The sequence below is a fragment of the Psychromonas aquimarina ATCC BAA-1526 genome, assembly GCF_000428725.1.
GTDB classification, from domain to species: Bacteria; Pseudomonadota; Gammaproteobacteria; order Enterobacterales; family Psychromonadaceae; genus Psychromonas; species Psychromonas aquimarina.
The window spans coordinates 89,217-110,833 of sequence record NZ_AUAM01000015.1; the positions used below are offsets into that span (position 1 = coordinate 89,217).

The 21,617-nt window shown below is 42.8% G+C and carries 19 protein-coding genes and 1 tRNA gene; 18 read left to right on the top strand and 2 right to left on the bottom strand.

Features of this window, described 5'->3' with window-relative positions; genetic code table 11:
- The first annotated feature begins 24 nt into the window (after positions 1 to 24).
- The 17 genes from G337_RS0106685 (at position 25) to tuf (ending at position 18,951) form a co-directional block, all read left to right on the top strand.
- Positions 25 to 99, top strand: a tRNA-Gly gene (locus G337_RS0106685).
- A 397-nt stretch (positions 100 to 496) separates the two neighbouring features.
- Positions 497 to 877 (top strand): preprotein translocase subunit SecE, encoded by a 381-nt coding sequence (gene secE / locus G337_RS0106690; RefSeq protein WP_028863202.1) that lies wholly within the window; start codon positions 497 to 499, stop codon positions 875 to 877.
- 9 nt (positions 878 to 886) lie between these two features.
- Positions 887 to 1,435: a transcription termination/antitermination protein NusG gene (nusG, locus tag G337_RS0106695; protein ID WP_028863203.1), complete on the top strand. Its 549-nt coding sequence runs from the start codon at positions 887 to 889 to the stop codon at positions 1,433 to 1,435.
- 312 nt (positions 1,436 to 1,747) lie between these two features.
- On the top strand, positions 1,748 to 2,176 hold the full coding sequence (rplK, locus tag G337_RS0106700) for a 50S ribosomal protein L11 (protein WP_028863204.1): 429 nt from the start codon (positions 1,748 to 1,750) through the stop codon (positions 2,174 to 2,176).
- Positions 2,177 to 2,180: 4 nt separating this feature from the next.
- Positions 2,181 to 2,885 carry a 50S ribosomal protein L1 gene (rplA, locus tag G337_RS0106705; protein ID WP_028863205.1) on the top strand — a complete coding sequence of 235 codons (705 nt, stop codon included), beginning with the start codon at positions 2,181 to 2,183 and terminating at the stop codon, positions 2,883 to 2,885.
- Between the two features lie 303 nt (positions 2,886 to 3,188).
- Complete coding sequence (gene rplJ, locus G337_RS0106710) at positions 3,189 to 3,692, top strand: 50S ribosomal protein L10 (protein WP_028863206.1); 504 nt, start codon at positions 3,189 to 3,191, stop codon at positions 3,690 to 3,692.
- Positions 3,693 to 3,733: 41 nt separating this feature from the next.
- Positions 3,734 to 4,099, top strand: coding sequence for a 50S ribosomal protein L7/L12 (gene rplL, locus G337_RS0106715; RefSeq protein WP_028863207.1), 366 nt, complete (start codon positions 3,734 to 3,736; stop codon positions 4,097 to 4,099).
- A 239-nt stretch (positions 4,100 to 4,338) separates the two neighbouring features.
- A complete protein-coding gene (gene rpoB, locus G337_RS0106720) occupies positions 4,339 to 8,376 on the top strand; it encodes a DNA-directed RNA polymerase subunit beta (RefSeq protein ID WP_028863208.1) in 4,038 nt (1,345 codons plus the stop codon).
- Positions 8,377 to 8,449: 73 nt separating this feature from the next.
- Complete coding sequence (rpoC, locus tag G337_RS0106725; RefSeq protein ID WP_028863209.1) at positions 8,450 to 12,670, top strand: DNA-directed RNA polymerase subunit beta'; 4,221 nt, start codon at positions 8,450 to 8,452, stop codon at positions 12,668 to 12,670.
- A gap of 161 nt (positions 12,671 to 12,831) precedes the next feature.
- Positions 12,832 to 13,218, top strand: a complete 387-nt coding sequence (locus G337_RS0106730) for a RidA family protein (RefSeq protein ID WP_028863210.1) — start codon at positions 12,832 to 12,834, stop codon at positions 13,216 to 13,218.
- Between the two features lie 132 nt (positions 13,219 to 13,350).
- Positions 13,351 to 13,752 (top strand): sulfurtransferase complex subunit TusD, encoded by a 402-nt coding sequence (gene tusD / locus G337_RS0106735; RefSeq protein WP_028863211.1) that lies wholly within the window; start codon positions 13,351 to 13,353, stop codon positions 13,750 to 13,752.
- A 10-nt stretch (positions 13,753 to 13,762) separates the two neighbouring features.
- Complete coding sequence (gene tusC / locus G337_RS0106740) at positions 13,763 to 14,125, top strand: sulfurtransferase complex subunit TusC (RefSeq protein WP_028863212.1); 363 nt, start codon at positions 13,763 to 13,765, stop codon at positions 14,123 to 14,125.
- 2 nt (positions 14,126 to 14,127) lie between these two features.
- The gene (gene tusB, locus G337_RS0106745; RefSeq protein ID WP_028863213.1) at positions 14,128 to 14,418 is read left to right on the top strand and encodes a sulfurtransferase complex subunit TusB; all 291 of its coding nucleotides are present in this window, start codon (positions 14,128 to 14,130) and stop codon (positions 14,416 to 14,418) included.
- A gap of 177 nt (positions 14,419 to 14,595) precedes the next feature.
- Positions 14,596 to 14,970 (top strand): 30S ribosomal protein S12, encoded by a 375-nt coding sequence (gene rpsL / locus G337_RS0106750; RefSeq protein WP_019613627.1) that lies wholly within the window; start codon positions 14,596 to 14,598, stop codon positions 14,968 to 14,970.
- An 84-nt stretch (positions 14,971 to 15,054) separates the two neighbouring features.
- Positions 15,055 to 15,525 carry a 30S ribosomal protein S7 gene (gene rpsG, locus G337_RS0106755; protein WP_028863214.1) on the top strand — a complete coding sequence of 157 codons (471 nt, stop codon included), beginning with the start codon at positions 15,055 to 15,057 and terminating at the stop codon, positions 15,523 to 15,525.
- A 74-nt stretch (positions 15,526 to 15,599) separates the two neighbouring features.
- A complete protein-coding gene (gene fusA, locus G337_RS0106760; RefSeq protein ID WP_028863215.1) occupies positions 15,600 to 17,693 on the top strand; it encodes an elongation factor G in 2,094 nt (697 codons plus the stop codon).
- Positions 17,694 to 17,766: 73 nt separating this feature from the next.
- A complete protein-coding gene (tuf, locus tag G337_RS0106765; protein ID WP_028863216.1) occupies positions 17,767 to 18,951 on the top strand; it encodes an elongation factor Tu in 1,185 nt (394 codons plus the stop codon).
- A gap of 537 nt (positions 18,952 to 19,488) precedes the next feature.
- On the opposite strand, the gene G337_RS0106770 is transcribed toward tuf, so the two are convergent.
- On the bottom strand, positions 19,489 to 20,160 hold the full coding sequence (locus G337_RS0106770; protein WP_028863217.1) for an oligogalacturonate-specific porin KdgM family protein: 672 nt from the start codon (positions 20,158 to 20,160) through the stop codon (positions 19,489 to 19,491).
- Between the two features lie 230 nt (positions 20,161 to 20,390).
- On the opposite strand from G337_RS0106770, the gene G337_RS28570 reads away from it, so the two are divergent.
- On the top strand, positions 20,391 to 20,600 hold the full coding sequence (locus tag G337_RS28570; RefSeq protein ID WP_157619234.1) for a hypothetical protein: 210 nt from the start codon (positions 20,391 to 20,393) through the stop codon (positions 20,598 to 20,600).
- A 382-nt stretch (positions 20,601 to 20,982) separates the two neighbouring features.
- Here the strand turns inward: G337_RS28570 and G337_RS0106780 are convergent, their stop codons facing one another.
- Positions 20,983 to 21,603 carry a tetratricopeptide repeat protein gene (locus G337_RS0106780; RefSeq protein WP_028863218.1) on the bottom strand — a complete coding sequence of 207 codons (621 nt, stop codon included), beginning with the start codon at positions 21,601 to 21,603 and terminating at the stop codon, positions 20,983 to 20,985.
- Between the last annotated feature and the right edge of the window lie 14 nt (positions 21,604 to 21,617).

A 21,617-nucleotide genomic window follows, 5' to 3' on the forward strand; every position in this document is an offset into this window, starting at 1 on the left:
TTCTGCTGTTTAATCAAGGATTATGCGGGCATCGTATAATGGCTATTACTCCAGCCTTCCAAGCTGATAATGCGGGTTCGATTCCCGCTGCCCGCTCCAATTAGAGAAACCGTTACTTAGTAACGGTTTTTTTATGTCTGAAATTTATCCCTGATATAGCATACCCGGCTTATAATGCAGATTCCTGTTTGCCGTTAATTTCTCCTGCACTGCTTTATCTGCACAGAAATAAGAATTTTTTCAGCGGACTTCGAGTTAATTAAAGTACAGGTCATGGCGTGTACATTGTACTTTTTATGAAAAATTCGTTTTATCACGTTACAAAGCGGCTAAAAATCCTTATACTGACGTGCTTTATTTTTAGGTGTTGCTGTTAAGCTGACAATTTCACCTTCAATTTTTACTTTCTCCTTAATACGAGCGAGATCGTTTTACTATCCACAACAGAAAAGTGTGGCCGGTACTATCTAATATTCAACAGTGGATACAATGAGTTATGAGCACAACAAATACTGAAAACACCAAAAGCTCACTTGACGGGCTTAAATGGGGTGTGACAATTTTATTATTAGCAGCCATTATTGTTGGTAATTACATCTATGGTGAAAGTGTACATGTAGTAGCACGTGTAATGGTACTTCTACTTATGGCCGCACTTGCTGTTTTCTCGGCAGCAATGACTGAAAAAGGTAAAACTTTCGTTGGTTTTGCTAAAGATTCTCGTTTAGAAGTACGTAAAGTAGTTTGGCCGACACGTCAGGAAACAGTGCAAACAACATTAATTATCCTAGCGGTATCAACCATTGTTGGTCTGGTCCTTTGGGGTCTTGATGGTATTTTTGTTCGTGTTGTTGCATTTATTACAACGGCAATTTAAGGGTTTAATATGTCAGAAGAAGTACAAAAAAAGAGATGGTATGTTGTTCAGGCCTTCTCAGGTTATGAAGGTCGTGTTCAAAAAACATTGATCGAACATATTAGATTAAACGAAATGGAAGAGCATTTCGGCCAGATTTTAGTCCCGACTGAAGAAGTTGTGGAGATGCGTGCCGGTCAGAAACGTAAAAGTGAACGTAAATTCTTTCCTGGTTACGTGTTAGTTGAAATGGCAATGAATGATGACAGCTGGCATTTAGTGAAAAGCATTGACCGTGTTATGGGCTTTATCGGCGGTACCGCTGAACGTCCTGCACCTATTTCTAAAAAAGAAGTGGATAACATTCTAAACCGTCTGCAGGAATCTCACGATTCCCCTCGTCCAAGAACCTTGTTTGAAGCGGGTGAAGTGGTACGTGTTACTGACGGGCCGTTCGCTGACTTCAGCGGTACAGTTGAAGAAGTTGACTACGATAAAAGCCGCCTGAAAGTATCGGTTTCTATCTTCGGTCGTGCAACACCTGTTGATTTAGAATTCTCTCAAGTAGAGAAAGGGTAATTTTTTTACCGCTTTAAGCGTGTAAACGATTTACTGACAACCTGATTTAGAGGCGCAGTCATTACAAATGAGCTGTGAAATAAATAAAGGTTAAAAAAACAGCAAAAGATCTTGTGAAGGGCGGCGAATTATAGTTATAATTCGCCGCCCTTTTATATACAGAATTAATTCATTAAATCTGTAGTTAGATTTAATAGGGTTATTAATTGTGATCTTGTTCACGGGAAACCGTGTAAATAAGAGACAAAATTTTAATCGGGAAGCTAAATTCATTCTGAATTAGCGCTACACCCAAACATAGGTAGTAATATCATGGCTAAAAAAGTACAAGCATATATCAAGCTGCAGGTTTCAGCTGGTATGGCAAACCCGTCACCACCAGTTGGTCCAGCTCTTGGTCAACACGGTGTTAACATCATGGAATTCTGTAAAGCATTCAATGCAAAAACAGATTCAATTGAAAAAGGCGCTCCAGTACCTGTAGTAATTACAGTTTACTCTGATCGTTCTTTCACTTTCGAAACTAAGACTCCACCTGCATCTTTCTTACTTAAGAAAGCGGCTGGTATCAAGTCTGGTTCTGGCGTTCCAAATAAAAACAAAGTGGGTAAAGTTACTGTTGCTCAACTTGAAGAGATCGCTAAAACGAAAGAAACTGATTTAACAGGTGCCGATCTTGATGCGATGGTACGTTGTATTGCGGGTTCTGCTCGTTCTATGGGTCTGGAAGTAGAGGGTTAATACAATGGCTAAATTATCTAAACGCATGAAAATCGTTCGTGACAAAGTTGACGCGACTAAAGAATACGAAATCACAGCTGCAGTTGCTCTTCTTCAAGAACTAGCAACAGCTAAATTCAACGAAAGTGTTGATGTGTCAGTAAACCTGGGTATTGATTCACGTCGTAGTGATCAAAACGTTCGTGGTGCAACTGTATTACCACACGGTACTGGTCGTGACGTTCGTGTTGCTGTATTTACACAGGGTGCAAACGCTGAAGCTGCTACAGCTGCCGGTGCTGACATCGTAGGTATGGACGATCTTGCTGCACAAGTTAAAGCTGGCGAAATGAACTTTGACGTAGTAATTGCATCACCAGACGCTATGCGTGTTGTTGGTCAATTAGGTCAAATCTTAGGTCCACGCGGCCTAATGCCTAACCCGAAAGTTGGAACTGTAACTCCTGATGTTGCTACTGCAGTTAAAAATGCTAAAGCTGGTCAAGTACGTTACCGTAACGACAAGAATGGTATTATCCATTCTACAATCGGTAAAGCATCGTTCTCTGCTGAACAGATTAAAGAAAACCTAGAAGCTTTACTGGTTGCTCTGAAAAAAGGCAAACCGTCTGGCGCTAAAGGTCAGTACTTAAAGAAAATTAGTCTATCTACAACAATGGGTGCCGGTGTTAAAATCGACCAGGCGACTATTGATACTACGGTAGCTTAATTTTTTTAGCTAAGCGTCGCTTAGCTATACCCAAACTGATTGAATATATATATATCGAGTAGTTTGAGTATACAAGGTCGGAAATTATCTGTATAATTTGCGGCCTTACTTTGGAGGGCCTTAGGTCCCTTCCGAGACCGTAGGTGCAGTACATTTTTATCTGCTTAATTTCCTACGTAGATGGTGCCGGACCCCAGACAGAATTATTCTACCTGGATCCGATTACCGAAATAGTGCCTCGCCAATAATAGGCGGGGGTGTTTATCTAGGGTTAAACCTAGTGTAATCCAGGAGTAAAACCAAATGGCATTAAGACTCGAAGACAAGCAAGCAATTGTCGCTGAAGTCAATGTAGCTGCTACAGCTGCTCTGTCTGCTGTTGCAGCCGATTCTCGCGGCGTAACAGTTGGTGCAATGACTGAACTTCGTGCGCAGGCACGTGCTAACAATGTTTACCTGCGTGTTGTACGTAATACATTAGCGCGTCGTGCACTTGAAGGTACTGACTTTGCATGTTTAACAGAGACGTTTACCGGTCCTACTATCCTTGCATTCTCAAACGAACATCCAGGTGCAGCGGCACGTCTTTTAAAAGACTTTGCTAAAGCAAATGAAACGTTTGAAATCAAAGGACTAGCATTTGAGGGTGAATTCATTGAAGCCGCTCAAGTTGACCGTCTAGCGACACTACCGACATACGACGAAGCAATTGCGAAACTGATGGCTACTATGAAAGAAGCTGCAGCTGGCAAACTTGTACGTACTCTGGCTGCAATTCGCGACCAGAAAGAAGAATCTGCAGCATAATCGCTGTAATACTATTTAATTTTATTAATAGGAATTGACTCATGTCTCTTACTAAAGACCAAATCATTGAAGCAGTTGCTGAATTATCAGTAATGGAAGTTGTTGAACTAATCGAAGCAATGGAAGAAAAATTCGGCGTATCTGCAGCTGCTGCTGTAGCTGCTGGCCCAGCTGCTGGCGAAGCTGCTGAAGAGCAAACTGAATTTGACGTTGTAATGACTTCATTCGGTGACAACAAAGTTAAAGCTATCAAAGCTGTTCGCGGCGCTACAGGTCTAGGCCTTAAAGAAGCTAAAGCTGCTGTTGAATCTTGCCCAGTAGTACTTAAAGAAGCTGCTTCTAAAGAAGAAGCTGAAGCACTTAAAGCAGAGCTAGAAGAAATCGGCGCTGCTGTTGAACTTAAATAAGTTATATTCTATAACTTATTAGCCATGTAAATGGCATCGGCTGGTGATTATTTAATCACCGGCCTTTTTGCGCTATAGGATTCCGTAATTTTTCATTATTTTTTACGGCATCGGACACTAAAGGTGATGTTATATAACGCATCATTAACACCAAAATAATGTTCGCCGTTGTCTAATAATACCAGTCTAAAAATAGACTTAGGCAGCTATGATCACTTATCAGCGAGCAAAGGAACCACATGGGTTACTCTTATACTGAGAAAAAACGTATTCGTAAGGATTTTGGGAAACGTCCGCAAGTAATGGAAAAACCATACTTGCTGTCGATTCAGCTAGATTCATTCAAACGATTCATTGAAATCGATTTAACTGGAGAAGTTGGCTTAGAAGCTGCGTTCCGTAGTATCTTCCCTATCGCCAGTTATTCAGGCACATCAGAATTACAATATGTCAGCTACCGTTTAGGTGAGCCGGTGTTTGATGTGAAAGAATGCCAAATCCGTGGAGTAACATACTCTGCTTCATTACGCGTTAAATTACGTCTTGTTATTTATGATCGTGATGCACCAGCAGGCACGGTTAAAGATATTCGTGAACAAGAAGTTTACATGGGTGAAATGCCGCTCATGACTGAAAACGGTACCTTTGTTATCAATGGTACTGAGCGTGTTATCGTTTCTCAATTACACCGTTCACCTGGTGTATTCTTCGATCACGATAAAGGTAAAACGCACAGTTCAGGTAAGGTTCTTTATAACGCACGTGTAATTCCATACCGTGGTTCTTGGTTAGACTTTGAGTTTGATCCTAAAGATAACCTGTTCGTTCGTATCGACCGTCGTCGTAAACTGCCGGCAACAATTATGCTGCGCGCGCTAGAGTACTCGACACAGGAAATTCTAGAGATCTTCTTTGATACTACTAAGTTTGAAATCAAAGACGGTACTATTTCAATGGCGTTAATTGCCGATCGTTTACGTGGTGAAACTGCGTCATTCGATATTGCAGGCAATGGTAAAGTGTATGTTGAGCAGGGACGTCGTGTGACAGCCCGTCATATCCGCCAGCTTGAAAAAGACGGTGTTACTTCTCTTGAAGTACCGCTTGAATACCTTGAAGGTAAAGTAATTGCGAAAGATTACATCAGTGAAGAAACTGGTGAAATCATCGTTAACGCAAATGATCAGTTAACGCTTGAGCTTTTAGCCGAACTTTCACAGTCTGGTATTAAAGAATTTGAAGTGATCTACACCAACGAACTTGATTGTGGCTCATTCATTTCTGATACATTACGTGTTGATTCATCAACTAACCGCCTTGAAGCATTAGTTGAAATTTACCGCATGATGCGCCCGGGCGAGCCGCCGACAAAAGATGCTGCAGAAGGTCTATTCCAGAACCTGTTCTTCGCAGAAGAGCGTTATGACCTGTCTAAAGTAGGTCGTATGAAGTTCAACCGTCGTGTAAATATCGAAGGTGACGAAGGTCCAGGTATCCTGTCTAATGACGATATCTTAAGTGTAATGAAAACACTGATCGATATTCGTAACGGTAACGGCATCGTGGATGATATCGATCATCTTGGTAACCGTCGTATCCGTTGTGTTGGTGAAATGGCTGAAAACCAGTTCCGTGTTGGTTTAGTACGTGTAGAACGTGCTGTTAAAGAGCGTTTATCTCTTGGTGACCTTGATGCAACTATGCCTCAGGACCTGATCAATGCAAAACCTATTTCAGCGGCTGTTAAAGAGTTCTTTGGTTCTTCACAACTGTCTCAGTTTATGGATCAGAATAACCCTCTTTCAGAAGTTACTCATAAACGTCGTATTTCAGCGTTAGGCCCAGGCGGTTTAACACGTGAACGTGCAGGCTTCGAAGTGCGAGATGTTCACGCAACTCACTACGGTCGTTTATGTCCAATCGAAACGCCAGAGGGACCAAACATCGGTCTGATCAACTCGCTGGCTACTTTCTCTCGTACAAATGATTACGGTTTCTTAGAAACACCTTACCGTAAAGTAGAAAATGGTAAGCCGACTGATCAAGTTGAATACCTGTCTGCAATCGAAGAAGGTACGTTCGTTATCGCACAGGCATCTGCAAGTGTTGATGCAAACGGCTTCCTGAACGAAGAGATGATCCCTTGTCGTCATAAGGGTGAAACAACCTTTATGAGCCCTGCGGATATCGATTACATGGATGTGTCTCCACAGCAGATTATCTCTGTTGCCGCGTCACTTATCCCGTTCCTGGAACACGATGATGCTAACCGTGCCTTAATGGGTGCGAACATGCAGCGTCAAGCAGTTCCTACTTTACGTGCTGACAAACCGCTTGTTGGCACAGGTATCGAACGTCGTCTTGCAATCGATTCTGGTGTAACAATTATCGCTAAGCGCGGTGGTGTAATTGATTACGTAGATGCGTCTCGTATCGTTGTAAAAGTTGATGATGCAGAGCTGCTTCCTGGTGAAGCGGGTATCGATATCTACAACTTAACTAAATACACACGTTCAAATCAGAATACTTGTATTAACCAGAAACCTACGTGTAAACCAGGCGAGCCGATTGTTAAAGGTGATGTACTGGCAGACGGCCCGTCAACTGATATGGGTGATCTGGCACTAGGTCAAAACATGAAGATTGCCTTCATGCCTTGGAATGGTTACAACTTCGAGGATTCAATCCTTATTTCTGAGCGTGTTTCGCAGGAAGATCGTTTCACTACGATCCATATCCAGGAGTTCTCATGTGTAGCACGTGAAACTAAACTGGGCAGCGAAGAAATTTCTGCAGATATCCCTAACGTTGGCGAAGCTGCGCTAAGCAAACTAGATGAATCTGGTATTGTTTACGTTGGTGCTGAAGTTAAACCTGGTGATATCCTGGTTGGTAAAGTGACACCTAAAGGTGAAACGCAGCTGACTCCGGAAGAAAAACTATTACGTGCAATCTTCGGTGAGAAAGCGTCTGATGTTAAAGACAGCTCTTTACGTGTATCTAACTCTACTTACGCAACAGTAATTGACGTACAAGTCTTTACTCGTGACGGCGTAGAAAAAGATAAACGTGCACTTGAAATCGAAGAGATGCAGCTTAAAGCCGCTAAGAAAGATCTGACTGAGAAGTTCCAGATCCTGGAAAACGCAATTTACGAAAAAGCGTTAAATATTCTTATCGGTGCCGGTCATGATGAAGCTCGTCTACTGCAGATGCCTCGCGCACAGTGGTTAGAAGTAATCATTGATGATGAAACTAAACAGTCTCATTTAGATCAAATCGTTTCTCAATACGATGAAATCAAAGCTGATTACGACAAAGAGTTTGATCTTAAGCGTCGTAAAATCACTCAAGGTGATGATCTGGCTCCTGGTGTTCAGAAGATTGTTAAAGTTTATCTAGCTGTTCGCCGCCGCCTGCAGCCTGGTGATAAAATGGCCGGTCGTCACGGTAACAAAGGTGTTATCTCTAACATCGTTCCTGTTGAAGATATGCCTCATGATGAATTCGGTGTTCCTGTTGATATCGTACTTAACCCGCTGGGTGTACCGTCACGTATGAACATCGGTCAGATTCTTGAAACTCACTTAGGTCTAGCGGCTAAAGGTGTGGGCGAGAAACTTGAGCGCATGATCAAAGACCAGCGTGAACTGGAAATCGGTAAAGTACGTGAATTCGTTCAGAAACTTTACTCTTTCGGCTCTGCACCTTGTCATGTTGATCTAAACGACTTTGATGACGATGCTGTATTACGCCTGGCTAAAAACCTATACAAAGGTTTACCAGTAGCAACTCCGGCATTCGACGGCGCACATGAAAGCGAAATCCGCGAACTGTTACGTATGGCTGATCTGCCTGAATCTGGTCAGTTAAACTTAACTGATGGTCGTACCGGTCTACCGTTTGAACGTCCTGTAACTGTTGGTTACATGTACATGCTGAAACTGAATCACTTAGTTGATGATAAAATGCATGCTCGTTCAACTGGTTCTTACAGTCTGGTTACGCAGCAGCCGCTTGGTGGTAAAGCTCAGTTCGGTGGCCAGCGTTTCGGTGAGATGGAAGTATGGGCACTGGAAGCTTACGGTGCTGCTTACACGCTTCAAGAAATGCTTACTGTTAAGTCGGATGATGTTAACGGTCGTACTAAGATGTATAAAAACATCGTTGACGGCGACCATAGAATGGAACCGGGCATGCCTGAATCATTCAACGTATTGTTGAAAGAGATCCGTTCATTAAGCATCAATATCGAGCTGGATGAAGAAAATAACTAAGCGTTAAGCTGAAGTGAATATGTGGCGTTCTGAAGATCAGAACGCCTAGTTTTAACTCCTATGGGAGAGTAGCGTGAAAGACTTATTAAAGTTTTTAAAGCAGCAAAATAAAACCAAAGAATTTGATGGTATCAAAATTGGTTTAGCATCACCGGAAATGATCCGTTCATGGTCATTTGGTGAGGTGAAAAAACCTGAAACAATTAACTACCGTACGTTTAAACCAGAGCGTGAAGGTCTTTTCTGTGCGCGTATCTTTGGTCCGATCAAAGATTACGAATGTTTATGTGGTAAATACAAACGCCTTAAACATCGTGGTGTTATTTGTGAAAAATGTGGTGTTGAGGTAACTCAGTCTAAAGTTCGTCGTGATCGTATGGGTCATATCGAATTAGCATCACCTGTTGCTCACATCTGGTTCCTTAAATCACTTCCGTCTCGTATCGGCTTAATGCTGGATATGACGTTACGTGATATTGAACGTATCCTATATTTTGAATCTTTCGTGGTTGTTGAACCAGGAATGACTGATCTTGAGCGCCGCCAGATTCTTCTTGAAGAAGAATACCTGGACATGCTTGAGCAGTGGGGCGATGAGTTTGAAGCACTAATGGGTGCTGAAGCGGTATTTGCTTTATTAAAACAGCTTGATCTTGAGCACGAAATTTCAGTTATGCGTGAAGAGTTAGGTACAACTAATTCTGAAACTAAGCGTAAAAAACTGACTAAACGTCTGAAACTGGTTGAATCTTTCCACCAGTCTTCAAACAAACCTGAGTGGATGATCTTAACTGTATTACCAGTTCTGCCGCCGGATTTACGTCCTCTAGTACCACTAGACGGCGGACGTTTTGCTACATCGGATCTAAATGACTTATACCGTCGTGTTATTAACCGTAATAACCGTCTGAAACGTCTATTAGATCTGGCTGCACCAGATATTATCGTACGTAACGAAAAACGTATGCTGCAGGAGTCTGTGGATGCATTATTAGATAACGGCCGTCGTGGACGCGCAATTACCGGTTCTAATAAACGCCCTCTGAAATCTCTTGCTGATATGATTAAAGGTAAGCAGGGTCGTTTCCGTCAGAATCTGCTAGGTAAACGTGTAGATTACTCTGGTCGTTCTGTAATTACAGTTGGACCGACACTGCGTCTGCACCAGTGTGGTCTTCCTAAGAAAATGGCACTTGAACTGTTCAAGCCGTTTGTTTACGGAAAATTAGAAGCACTAGGTCTTGCGACTACCATTAAAGCAGCTAAGAAACTGGTTGACCGTGAAGGCGGTGAAGTCTGGGACATCCTTGAAGGTGTTATCCGCGAACATCCGGTACTGCTTAACCGTGCACCAACACTGCACAGACTGGGTATCCAGGCATTCGAACCAGTACTAATCGAAGGTAAAGCGATTCAGCTTCACCCGTTAGTATGTGCGGCATACAACGCCGATTTCGATGGTGACCAAATGGCGGTACACGTACCGTTAACAATCGAAGCACAGCTTGAAGCCCGTACGCTGATGATGTCTACGAATAATATCTTATCACCTGCAAATGGTGAGCCGATTATCGTACCTTCTCAAGATGTTGTACTTGGCCTTTATTACATGACTCGCTCAAAGATCAATGCTAAAGGCGAAGGCATGTATTTCCAGAGTGCTAAAGAAGCAGAAAAAGCGTACCGTGCCGGTGCAGTTGATCTGCAGGCAATTGTTAAAGTACGTATGACTCAAGTTCATATTGCTGATGATAAGAGCCGTACTTCTACAACTGAACTTGTTGAAACAACAATTGGTCGTGCAATATTGTCTCTGATCATGCCTGAAGGTTTACCGTTTGCACATGTTGATGTAAACATGGGCAAAAAGGCAATCTCAAACGCACTGAATGCTTGTTACCGTTTACTGGGTATTAAAGATACTGTTGTTTTCGCTGACCAGTTAATGTACACAGGTTTTGAATATGCAACATTGTCTGGTGCCTCTGTTGGTATCGACGATATGGTTATTCCGGATGCTAAGAAAACCTTAGTTGAAGCTGCTGAAGCTGAAGTTTCTGAAATTTCTGAGCAGTTCCAGGCCGGTCTAGTTACAGCTGGTGAGCGCTACAATAAAGTTATCGATATCTGGGCAAGTGCTAATGAGCAGGTTGCTAAAGCGATGATGGAAAACCTTTCTAAAGACACGGTTCTTACAAGCAAAGGTGAAGAAGTTCAGCAGGACTCGTTTAACAGCGTATATATGATGGCCGACTCGGGCGCACGTGGTAGTGCCGCTCAGATTCGTCAGCTGGCCGGTATGCGTGGTCTGATGGCTAAGCCGGACGGCTCAATCATCGAAACGCCGATCGTAGCTAACTTCCGTGAAGGTCTGAACGTACTTCAGTACTTCATCTCAACGCACGGTGCGCGTAAAGGTCTTGCCGATACAGCACTTAAAACAGCAAACTCGGGTTACCTGACTCGTCGTCTTGTTGATATTGCGCAGGATTTAGTTATCACAGAAGAAGACTGCGGCAGCGAAGAAGGTCTGCTGGTAACGCCGCTTATCCAGGGTGGTGATATTGTTGAGCCGCTTCGCGAACGTGTTCTTGGTCGTGTTGTTGCACAGGATGTGATTAAACCAGGTACTACAGACGAAGTATTGTTTGCACGTAATACACTGCTTGATGAAAAACTATGTGATCTTCTCGAAGAAGCATCAGTTGACCAGGTATGGGTTCGTTCTGTTATTACTTGTAAAACTGACTTTGGTGCTTGTGCACAATGTTACGGTCGTGATCTTGCTCGTGGTCATATGGTTGGTCAGGGTGAAGCTGTTGGTGTTATGGCTGCCCAGTCAATCGGTGAGCCTGGAACACAGCTGACAATGCGTACGTTCCACATCGGTGGTGCCGCATCGCGTGCCGCTTCTGAAAACAGTGTACAGGTTAAAAACAGCGGTAAGATCAAACTTCATAATGCTAAGTTTGTAATTAACTCTGAAGACAAAGTAGTTGTTACTTCTCGTTCTACTGAGTTAACGGTTATCGATGAATTAGGTCGTACTAAAGAAAACCATAAACTTCCATATGGTGCTGTACTTGAGAAACAGGATGGTGCTGATATCACTTCTGGTGAAATCATTGCTAACTGGGACCCGCATACACATCCGATTATCACGGAAGTGGAAGGTAAGATTGAGTTCTTAGACTTCATCGAAGGTGTAACAATTAATAAACAGACAGATGAACTGACTGGTTTATCAAGCATTGTTGTTATCGACCCGGCTCAACGCCCGAATGCAGGTAAAGAGATGCGTCCGATGGCGAAACTGGTTGATGTTAAAGGCAACGATCTGTTTATCCCTGGTACTGAAGTTGCGGCGCAATACTCACTGCCGGCAAATGCAATTGTAAGCCTGGAAGACGGCGCAGATGTACGAGTTGGTGACGCGGTTGCACGTATTCCGCAGGAAAGCTCGAAAACTCGTGATATCACGGGTGGTCTACCACGAGTTGCTGACTTATTCGAAGCACGTACACCGAAAGATGCTGCAATTCTTGCAGAAGTTTCTGGTACGTTATCTTTCGGTAAAGAGACTAAAGGTAAACGTCGTCTAATTATTACTCAGGCGAGCGGTGAAGCTTATGAAGAGATGATCCCTAAATGGCGTCACCTGAACATCTTCGAAGGTGAGAAGATTGAAAAAGGTGAGGTTATTTCAGACGGACCAGAGTCTCCGCATGATATTCTTCGTTTACGTGGTATCAGCCCGGTTGCTAACTACATTACTAACGAAGTACAGGAAGTTTACCGTTTACAAGGCGTAAAAATTAATGATAAGCATATCGAAGTTATCGTTAATCAGATGCTGCGTAAAGGTACTATCACTGATGCCGGTGATTCTAACTTCTTAGTGGGTGAGCAGGCTGAAGTAGCCCGCGTTGTAATTGAAAACCGCCGCCTAGAAGCGGAAGGTAAAGCGATTGCTACGTTTGACTACCAGTTACTTGGTATTACTAAAGCATCACTTGCTACAGAATCATTTATTTCTGCCGCATCTTTCCAGGAAACAACACGTGTTCTTACGGAAGCTGCTGTTGCTGGTAAGTGTGATCAGTTACATGGTCTGAAAGAGAATGTAATTGTTGGCCGCCTGATTCCTGCAGGTACTGGTTTCGCTCATCATAAAGCTCGTGCAGCTGAGAAAGCTAAAGCACTTGAGCCGCAGATTGAAGAGCCGGTTGTTGATGTAGATGCAGCTGAACAAAACTTAGCTGATTTACTTAATGCAGTTGATTTTGGTGAGTAAACCTCGCTGAATTAAACAGATAAAAAGGTGCCTCGGCACCTTTTTTTTTGTTTTAAAAAAATTAATATAAATTTACATTATTTCTCATTGATTTTTATACTGTTTGTTGCAGACTGCTGATGAAGGTCTGTTATTAAATCAATATATATCAAAGGTATTTTATGAACACGAAGAAAATAATCGCAACAGCAGATGCGCCGGCCGCCATTGGTCCATACTCGCAGGCGAATCAGCTTGGAAACTTAGTATTTACATCCGGCCAGATCCCGTTAGTGCCGGAGACAATGGAAATTGTCGCTGGCGGTATTACTGAGCAGACTGAACAGGTGATGCAGAATTTATTAGCGGTACTGCATGAAGCAAAAGCGTCAGCTGCAACTATTATTAAAACAACTTGTTTTATTAAAGATATGAATGACTTTGCCGCCTTTAATGAAGTTTACGGCAAGTATTTCCCTGAATCTGCACCGGCAAGATCATGCGTTGAAGTAGCGCGTTTACCAAAAGACGTGTTAGTTGAAGTTGAAGCGGTTGCTGTTACGCAATAAAAAGATTAACAATAGGCAGAGACAGTTAAGCTGTCTGTGCCTCTGTCTGGTGCGCCTTATAGCCCATAAAGTGCTGATGCTGCTTACTCTTTTGAATAGAAGGGCATTAAATCAATGAAGGAGTGTTGTTTAATGGATCAACAGAAAGTTAAATTTTCCATTGTTGTTTCTGGTGCGCCCTATGGTTCACAGAGCGCCAGCACTGCTTACCAGTTCTGCGCATCTGCACTGCTGGCCGGGCATGAAATTAGCGGCGTATTTTTTTATCAGGAAGGCGTGCTTAATGCAAGTCAGCTGGTTAGTCCGGCAACCGACGAAATTAATCTGCCGGATTTCTGGGCCGCACTTGCCGTGCAGTATAATTTTCCATTAGAGGTGTGCGTATCGGCATCACTTCGCCGCGGTATTGTTGATCCGCAGGAAGCGCAGCAGCTGTCTCTTGAGCAGTTTAATTTAAAAACCCCGTTCGTATTAAGCGGGCTTGGTCAACTGGCAGAGCTTAGTGCCGCTTGTGATCGTTTAGTACAGTTTTAGGGGCTGAGATATGATAGAAAAAAAAGTCGGGATCATAAACCGCTGTTTACCGCACGGCAGTGCACAGGGGCGTGAGTCGTTAGATCTGACCCTGGCAATGTCAGCTTTTAACGAATCATTGTCATTGTTTTTTATCGGTGACGGCGTTTACCAGCTTGTTGACGGCCACTCTCCAGAGGAAACACTGCAGAAACATTATCAGCCGTTGTTTAAAATGCTGGAAATGTATGACGTTGAAAATATTTATGTCTGTGAAGCTTCGCTGCAGCAGCGGAGCCTGAACAGTAAAATGTTACTGATTGATGTGACTCTATTAAACACTACGGCATTACAGCAGCAGCTTGCTCTGCAGGATCAATTACTGAGTTTCTGATTATGATATTACATACGGTTAAAACATCACCCTTCCAAACGCTGGCACTGCACAACTGTCTGAACCTGCTGGCCGAAGCGGATACTTTATTGTTAATAGAAGATGCGGTTATTGCATCTTGTGCCGAGCACGCTGATTATCTGCAGCTGCAGAAAATTTCACAGCAGGGCAGGTTAATGGTGTTAAGCAGTGATCTTGAAGCGCGAGGCGTAAATAATAATATTGGTAAAACATGTGATTACCATGATTTTGTCAACCTGGTTATTAAGCATAAAAGCCAGATCAGCTGGTAAATTTACCTTACAGCCCGGCTTTGCCGCTTAATTCTGCCTGCCTGAACCGACTTATCTATTTTTGTGAGCAAAAACACAATTGCTTAATTATTGACTCCATTTTCCAAGCAGCGTAAACTCTCGCCACCCTTATTTTAAGGGTTGATTTTTCATACACATTTTAGGAGCTATTTAATAATGGCAACAATTTCACAACTGGTACGCAAACCGCGTAAGGACAAAGTTCAAAAAACTAATGTTCCTGCGTTAGAAGCGTGTCCTCAAAAACGTGGCGTATGTACTCGTGTATATACTACTACTCCAAAAAAACCTAACTCAGCAATGCGTAAAGTTGCTCGTGTTCGTCTAACTAACGGTTTCGAAGTTACTTCGTACATCGGTGGTGAAGGCCATAACCTGCAAGAGCACAGTGTAATCTTGATCCGCGGCGGTCGTGTAAAAGATTTACCGGGTGTTCGTTACCATACTGTACGTGGTGCACTAGATACTTCTGGTGTTACAGAACGTCGTAAAGGTCGTTCTAAATACGGTGCTAAAAAGCCTAAGTCATAAGCTTTTCCGTAAGTAAGGCCAAACAAACACTATTTTAATTTAATATGTTTTGGGTAAATTCCTGAAGCGCACGGAGAAAATAAGATGCCAAGAAGACGCGTCGTAGGTACTCGTAAAATCCTTCCAGATCCTAAGTTCGGATCGGAAATTCTAGCTAAATTCGTTAACGTTGTAATGGTTGACGGTAAGAAATCTATTTCAGAAAAAATCGTATACGGTGCACTTGAAGTTGCTGCTGATAAAAGCGGCAAAGAAGCACTAGACATTTTTGAAGTAGCTCTTGAAAACATACGCCCAAGCGTCGAGGTTAAATCTCGTCGTGTTGGTGGTTCAACATACCAGGTTCCTGTAGAAGTTCGTCCTTCTCGTCGTAATGCTCTTGCAATGCGTTGGTTAGTTGAAGCATCACGTAAGCGTGGTGAAAAATCAATGGCATTACGTCTAGCTGGTGAGCTAGTTGATGCAGCAGATAATAAAGGTTCTGCGGTTAAGAAACGTGAAGACGTTCACCGTATGGCTGATGCAAACAAAGCGTTTGCTCATTACCGCTGGTAGAATTCTGGCACAAGCTTGTGCTTGTGCTTTTTTGTTTCGATATAAAGCCCGGCTTTATTTAAAAGGACATCAAATTGTCACGTACAACTCTCATTGAGCGTTACCGTAATATCGGTATTGTTGCTCATGTCGATGCGGGTAAAACAACAACGACAGAGCGTGTTTTGTTCTACACTGGTCTATCTCACAAAATTGGTGAGGTGCATGACGGTGCGGCAACAATGGACTGGATGGAACAGGAACAGGAACGTGGTATTACTATCACGTCTGCTGCCACTACAACATTCTGGTCAGGCATGCAGGGTCAGTACGATCAGCACCGTATTAATATTATCGATACACCGGGACATGTAGACTTCACCATTGAAGTTGAACGTTCACTGCGTGTACTTGATGGTGCGGTTGTTGTATTTTGTGGCTCATCTGGTGTTGAACCTCAATCAGAAACTGTGTGGCGTCAGGCTAATAAGTACCACGTTCCGCGTTTGGTATTTGTTAATAAGATGGACCGCACAGGTGCTGATTTTGAAGCTGTGATTGACCAGATCCATACTCGTTTAGGCGCGACTTGTGTTCCGATTCATCTGAATATTGGTGCAGAAGAAGAGTTTGAGGGAGTGATCGACCTGATTAAAATGAAGGCGATCAACTGGAACGATACAGATCAAGGGATGACGTTTGAATATTACGACATTCCGGCTGAACTGCAGGAACGCGCTGAAGAACTTCACGAAGAACTTGTAGATACAGCAGCTGAAGCAAACGATGAACTGATGGAAAAATACCTTGAAGAAGGTGAGCTTTCAGAAGAAGAGATCAAAGCTGGTTTACGTATTCGTACGTTAAACAATGAAATCGTATTAGCAACCTGCGGCAGTGCCTTTAAAAATAAAGGTGTGCAGGCAGTGCTGGATGCGGTGATTGACTTCCTTCCTTCTCCTACTGAAGTTGCTGCTATTAAAGGCATCAATGAAAAAGAAGAAGAGATTGAATGTCCGGCTACTGATGACGCCCCCTTTGCCGCGCTTGCATTTAAAATAGCAACGGACCCGTTTGTTGGTACGTTGACATTTATGCGGGTGTACTCAGGTGTGGTTAATTCAGGGGATCATGTTTATAACTCAGTGAAAATGAAGAAAGAACGTTTTGGCCGTATCGTCCAGATGCACGCCAATGACCGTAAAGAGATCAAAGAGGTGCGCGCCGGCGATATTGCCGCTGCAATCGGCCTTAAAGATGTTACTACGGGTGATACGCTTTGTTCTCCTGATCATAAAGTGATTCTTGAACGCATGGAGTTTCCTGAACCGGTGATCCAGATTGCGGTTGAGCCTAGAACTAAGGCCGATCAAGATAAACTGGTTATCGCGTTAGATAAACTTGCTGCTGAAGATCCTTCATTCCGTGTTGAAACGAATGAAGAATCCGGGCAGATACTGCTCTCCGGTATGGGTGAACTTCACCTTGATATTATCGTAGACCGCATGCGTCGTGAATTCAGTGTGAACTGTAACGTGGGTAACCCACAGGTAGCATACCGCGAGACCATCCGTAAAACGGTTGAGATTGAAGGTAAATTTATTCGTCAAGGCGAAGGACCAAGCCAGTACGGCCATGTCCACTTGAAACTAGAACCGCTTGAAGCGGGTGCTGGTTTTGAATTTGTTAATGAAATTAGCGACGGACGTATTCCAAAAGAATATTTCCCGGCGATTAGCAAAGGCTGTGAAGAACAAATGAACCAGGGGGTGCTTGCCGGATACCCGATGCTTGACGTGAGAGCAACATTATTCGATGGTTCATTCCACGAAGTTGACTCAAATGAAATGGCGTTTAAAATTGCAGCTATGCTAGGTTTTAGAGACGGCGCATTAAAAGCTGATGCAACGATTCTTGAACCTATGATGAAAGTTGAAGTGACAACTCCAGAAGACTGGATGGGTGATGTTGTCGGCGACCTTAACCGTCGTCGTGGTATGATTGAAGGTATGGACGACGGCCCAGGCGGCGTTAAAATCGTGCATGCTAAAGTACCGCTTGCAGAAATGTTCGGTTATGCAACCGCATTACGTTCTGCAACACAGGGTCGCGCGTCATATTCAATGGAATTCTGTGAATATGCTGATGCTCCGAAAAAAATTGCTAATGCAATTATTGAAGCTAAATAAAAAATAAATTAAACTACACCTTTCCATGTGATGGCATGTGGAGAGGTATTAACTGATAAAGAAGGTACACACTGTGTCTAAAGAAAAATTTGAACGTAATAAACCACATGTAAACGTTGGTACTATCGGCCACGTCGATCATGGTAAAACTACTCTAACAGCTGCAATCTCTGCTGTACTTACTAAAGTACACGGTGGTGAAGTTAAAGATTTCGCACAAATCGATAACGCTCCTGAAGAACGTGATCGTGGTATCACAATCAATACTTCTCACATTGAGTACGATACAGAAACTCGTCACTACGCACACGTAGATTGCCCGGGACACGCCGATTACGTTAAAAACATGATCACTGGTGCTGCACAAATGGATGGTGGTATCCTAGTTGTTGCTGCAACAGACGGCCCTATGCCTCAAACTCGTGAGCACATCCTGCTTTCTCGCCAAGTTGGTGTTCCACACTTAGTTGTGTTCATGAACAAATGTGACATGGTTGATGATGAAGAGCTTCTTGAGCTAGTAGAAATGGAAGTTCGTGAACTTCTTTCTGAATATGATTTCCCAGGTGATGACCTACCAGTTATCCAGGGTTCTGCTCTTAAAGCACTTGAAGGTGAAGCTGAGTGGGAAGAAAAAATCGTTGAACTTGCTGATGCACTAGATTCATACATTCCTCTTCCAGAGCGTGATATCGACAAGCCGTTCATCCTTCCAATTGAAGATGTATTCTCAATTTCAGGCCGTGGTACTGTTGTAACTGGTCGTGTTGAGCGCGGTATCATCAAAGTTGGTGAAGAAATCGAAATCGTTGGTATCAAAGAGACTGTTAAGACTACTTGTACTGGTGTTGAGATGTTCCGTAAACTTCTTGACGAAGGTCGTGCTGGTGAGAACGTTGGTGTTCTTCTACGTGGTACTAAGCGTGAAGACGTTGAACGTGGTCAAGTTCTAGCTAAGCCTGGTTCAATTACTCCTCATACTAAATTTGAGTCTGAAGTATACGTACTAAGCAAAGATGAAGGTGGTCGTCACACTCCATTCTTCAAAGGTTACCGTCCACAGTTCTACTTCCGTACAACTGACATCACTGGTGCTGTAGAGCTTCCAGAAGGTGTTGAAATGGTAATGCCTGGTGATAACCTTAAATTCGTTGTTGAGCTAATCGCTCCAATCGCAATGGATGAAGGTCTACGTTTCGCTATCCGTGAAGGTGGCCGTACTGTAGGTGCTGGTGTTGTTTCTACAATCATCGACTAATTAATACTTTTTAGTATTGATATAAAAAGAGCACTTCGGTGCTCTTTTTTTATGCCTGTTGAAAAGTCATAAGTTATGAAGGCGGCGCTATACCTTTAAGGGACGTAGGCGCTGGTTTCTGTAATCATCGACTAATATGTCTTTGTTGTAAAATAATCCAAAAAAGAGAGCTCCGGCTCTCTTTTTTTATGCCTGTTGAAAAGTCATAAGTTATGAAGGCGGCGCTATACCTGTAAAGAATGTAGGTGCTAGTTGCTGATGCTATCGACTAATTAATACTTTTTATGCCGGCAGAAAGTTTTTGTTTAGCAGAATATATTAGTTATGCTTAAAGCTCTATAGATTGATTCTGACAGCTTCAGAACTGATAATTGAAGAGACAGGAGATGCATCTAGAATTGCCTGTTATAGGTTAACTAGAGCCTTAGAAAGATAACGTTTAATGCCTGGTCATGCATGACCTGCAGGCATAAAAAAACCCCAAACATTTTCATGTTTGAGGTTTATCGATTTAACTATAAAGTCATTAATCGACTATTAGAAACCGTAAGATGCACCCAGTACTAGAGCATTGTTTGCATCTTGATTGTCTACATTATTGCCCTGGCTGCGGTACTCAATGTACGGCTGCACACCAGAGCGTGTCCATGTTGCACGTAACTCGTGATCCATAGATTCTGCGTCAAGCATGTAAACATTGTTATATTTCACTGTAACAGGCGTGTCTGAGAATGCATAAGCAATAGCATTATCCATACGTGTATCATCTGATGCACCTACAGCGTCAGTTGCATCTAAGTGCCAGCGTGTACGGTTAGAGATAGAAAGACCGTTATCGAAGTTATAACCGATTTTCACTAATGGGCGGTATTGTACATTTTCGCCATTAGCAATTAGATGGTGGTAACCAGCTGCAACCCATAGGTTGTCATTAACATTGAAAGACTGCTCAAGGCCAAGAGTTACGTAAGTTGGCGCGTTGGCATCAGTTTTTAAATCACCAATCTGAATGCCGTCAAACTCGGTAAGAATAGTTGTACCCGTTGAGAATGTATGACCTGCTTCTAAAGTTGAAGTAGCGCTAGAGCCGTGCATTTCAGTGCTGTGGAACTGTACATTACCAGTTACATATGAAGAGCCTGCTGCAAAAGCTGTTAAAGGAGCTGCTAAAAGAGTTGCGCATGCGATAGCTAGTGGAAGTTTTTTCATAGTTTTATACCCTGTTTAATAAAGTTTAGAAATTCCTGTCAATAAATTTCACTTACTCCATGTTAGCGAGGTGCTGTTAATTGCTGTTTCGGTTCCATGAAGCCTTTTTTAAAAGGTATTAATTAAGCATCCTGCGGTGCATTCCATACCGCTTTATTTTCACTGAGTATAAAGTTTTGTATGAAGTTATCAATATCATTCTGAACAGGTGAATCAGGCAAATACAGGGCTTGATGTTAGGTATTTGTAAAATACAAATCATCTATTTTTGTGCGCCAGCAAAACTTGTAATGTGCTTACTAAAAGCCTGGCAGGGTGCTGATAGCAGTTGTTTTTTAATAAATACAATGGGAACAGGCCTGCAGGCAGTAGAGGGGAATAGTCCTATAATGCCAGTTAAACAGGCAGTTACAGGTAAAGCAGTTGAGCAGTTAACATGACACTTTTAGATAATCTGAAAGAATCAATAACCCTTTTTTATGATGCGTACTAGCCTCTGAGTTTATATCTGATCTGGCTGCGGAACTGTATAGAAAATATTTATAAATGACCTGGCTTCGGTCGTATATAGGCAGGAGAGGGCTGTTAGAGTTAACCTCTAAAATAAGAGGTGCGTCTCATTTTTAGCCGCTGCGAATCAAAAATTCTGAGACTGATATGCTCAGTTATTAACATAGTTTTTAGGAGGTTATAGTGAAGAGTATCAGTAATTCACAGCCGCTGGATTAGCTGTGAAAGTTTCTGTGCCTGTCTATTACACTCCGCGGCTTAACGCGGAGCTGTCGTTATATTTTTACCCGGATTGCTGACCCTGTAAAATGATCAAATAACTTCTTTGCTGGCTCGTTTGACGACATGCTCCGGCATTTTCTCAGCCAGGCGATCAAGAAGCTCTTTGGCCTGCTGATGAACTTTCGGATCAGGAATGACGTTAACAAACAGTGCCCGATACGCATCTTCATAATCAATCGGGCTTCCGTAGCCGTCAATTAACAGGCGTATGTAGTTAAGCTGTGCCTTTAAAAATCCCTGCAGGGCAGCTTCGCGGTAATAAATGACTGCGCGGTATTTATCTTCTTCGACTAGAATACCCTTGTCATAATAACGGCCCAGCTGCTCGATAGCCGCCAGCAGACCTTGTTTTGCAGCTAGTCTGATGTAGTGCATGCCCAGTGACGCATTACGATCGACACAAACTCCCCAGGCAAGCATATCCCCCCATAAATAGGTGTATGACGGCTCTTTAATTTTTACTGCATGTGCTTCAATATCTTCAACTAACTGACATTCATCTGCTTTGACGCGCTGCAGATGCTGGTTATTATTGATCAGCTTGTTTAAGTCATCTTGAGAATATAACTGTATTACTTCAAAATTAGCCGCCGCTGCACCACTGGTGCTGAGAAGCATTGAAAACAGTAGAATAATAACTCTCTTATTCATGATCTTCTTACCTG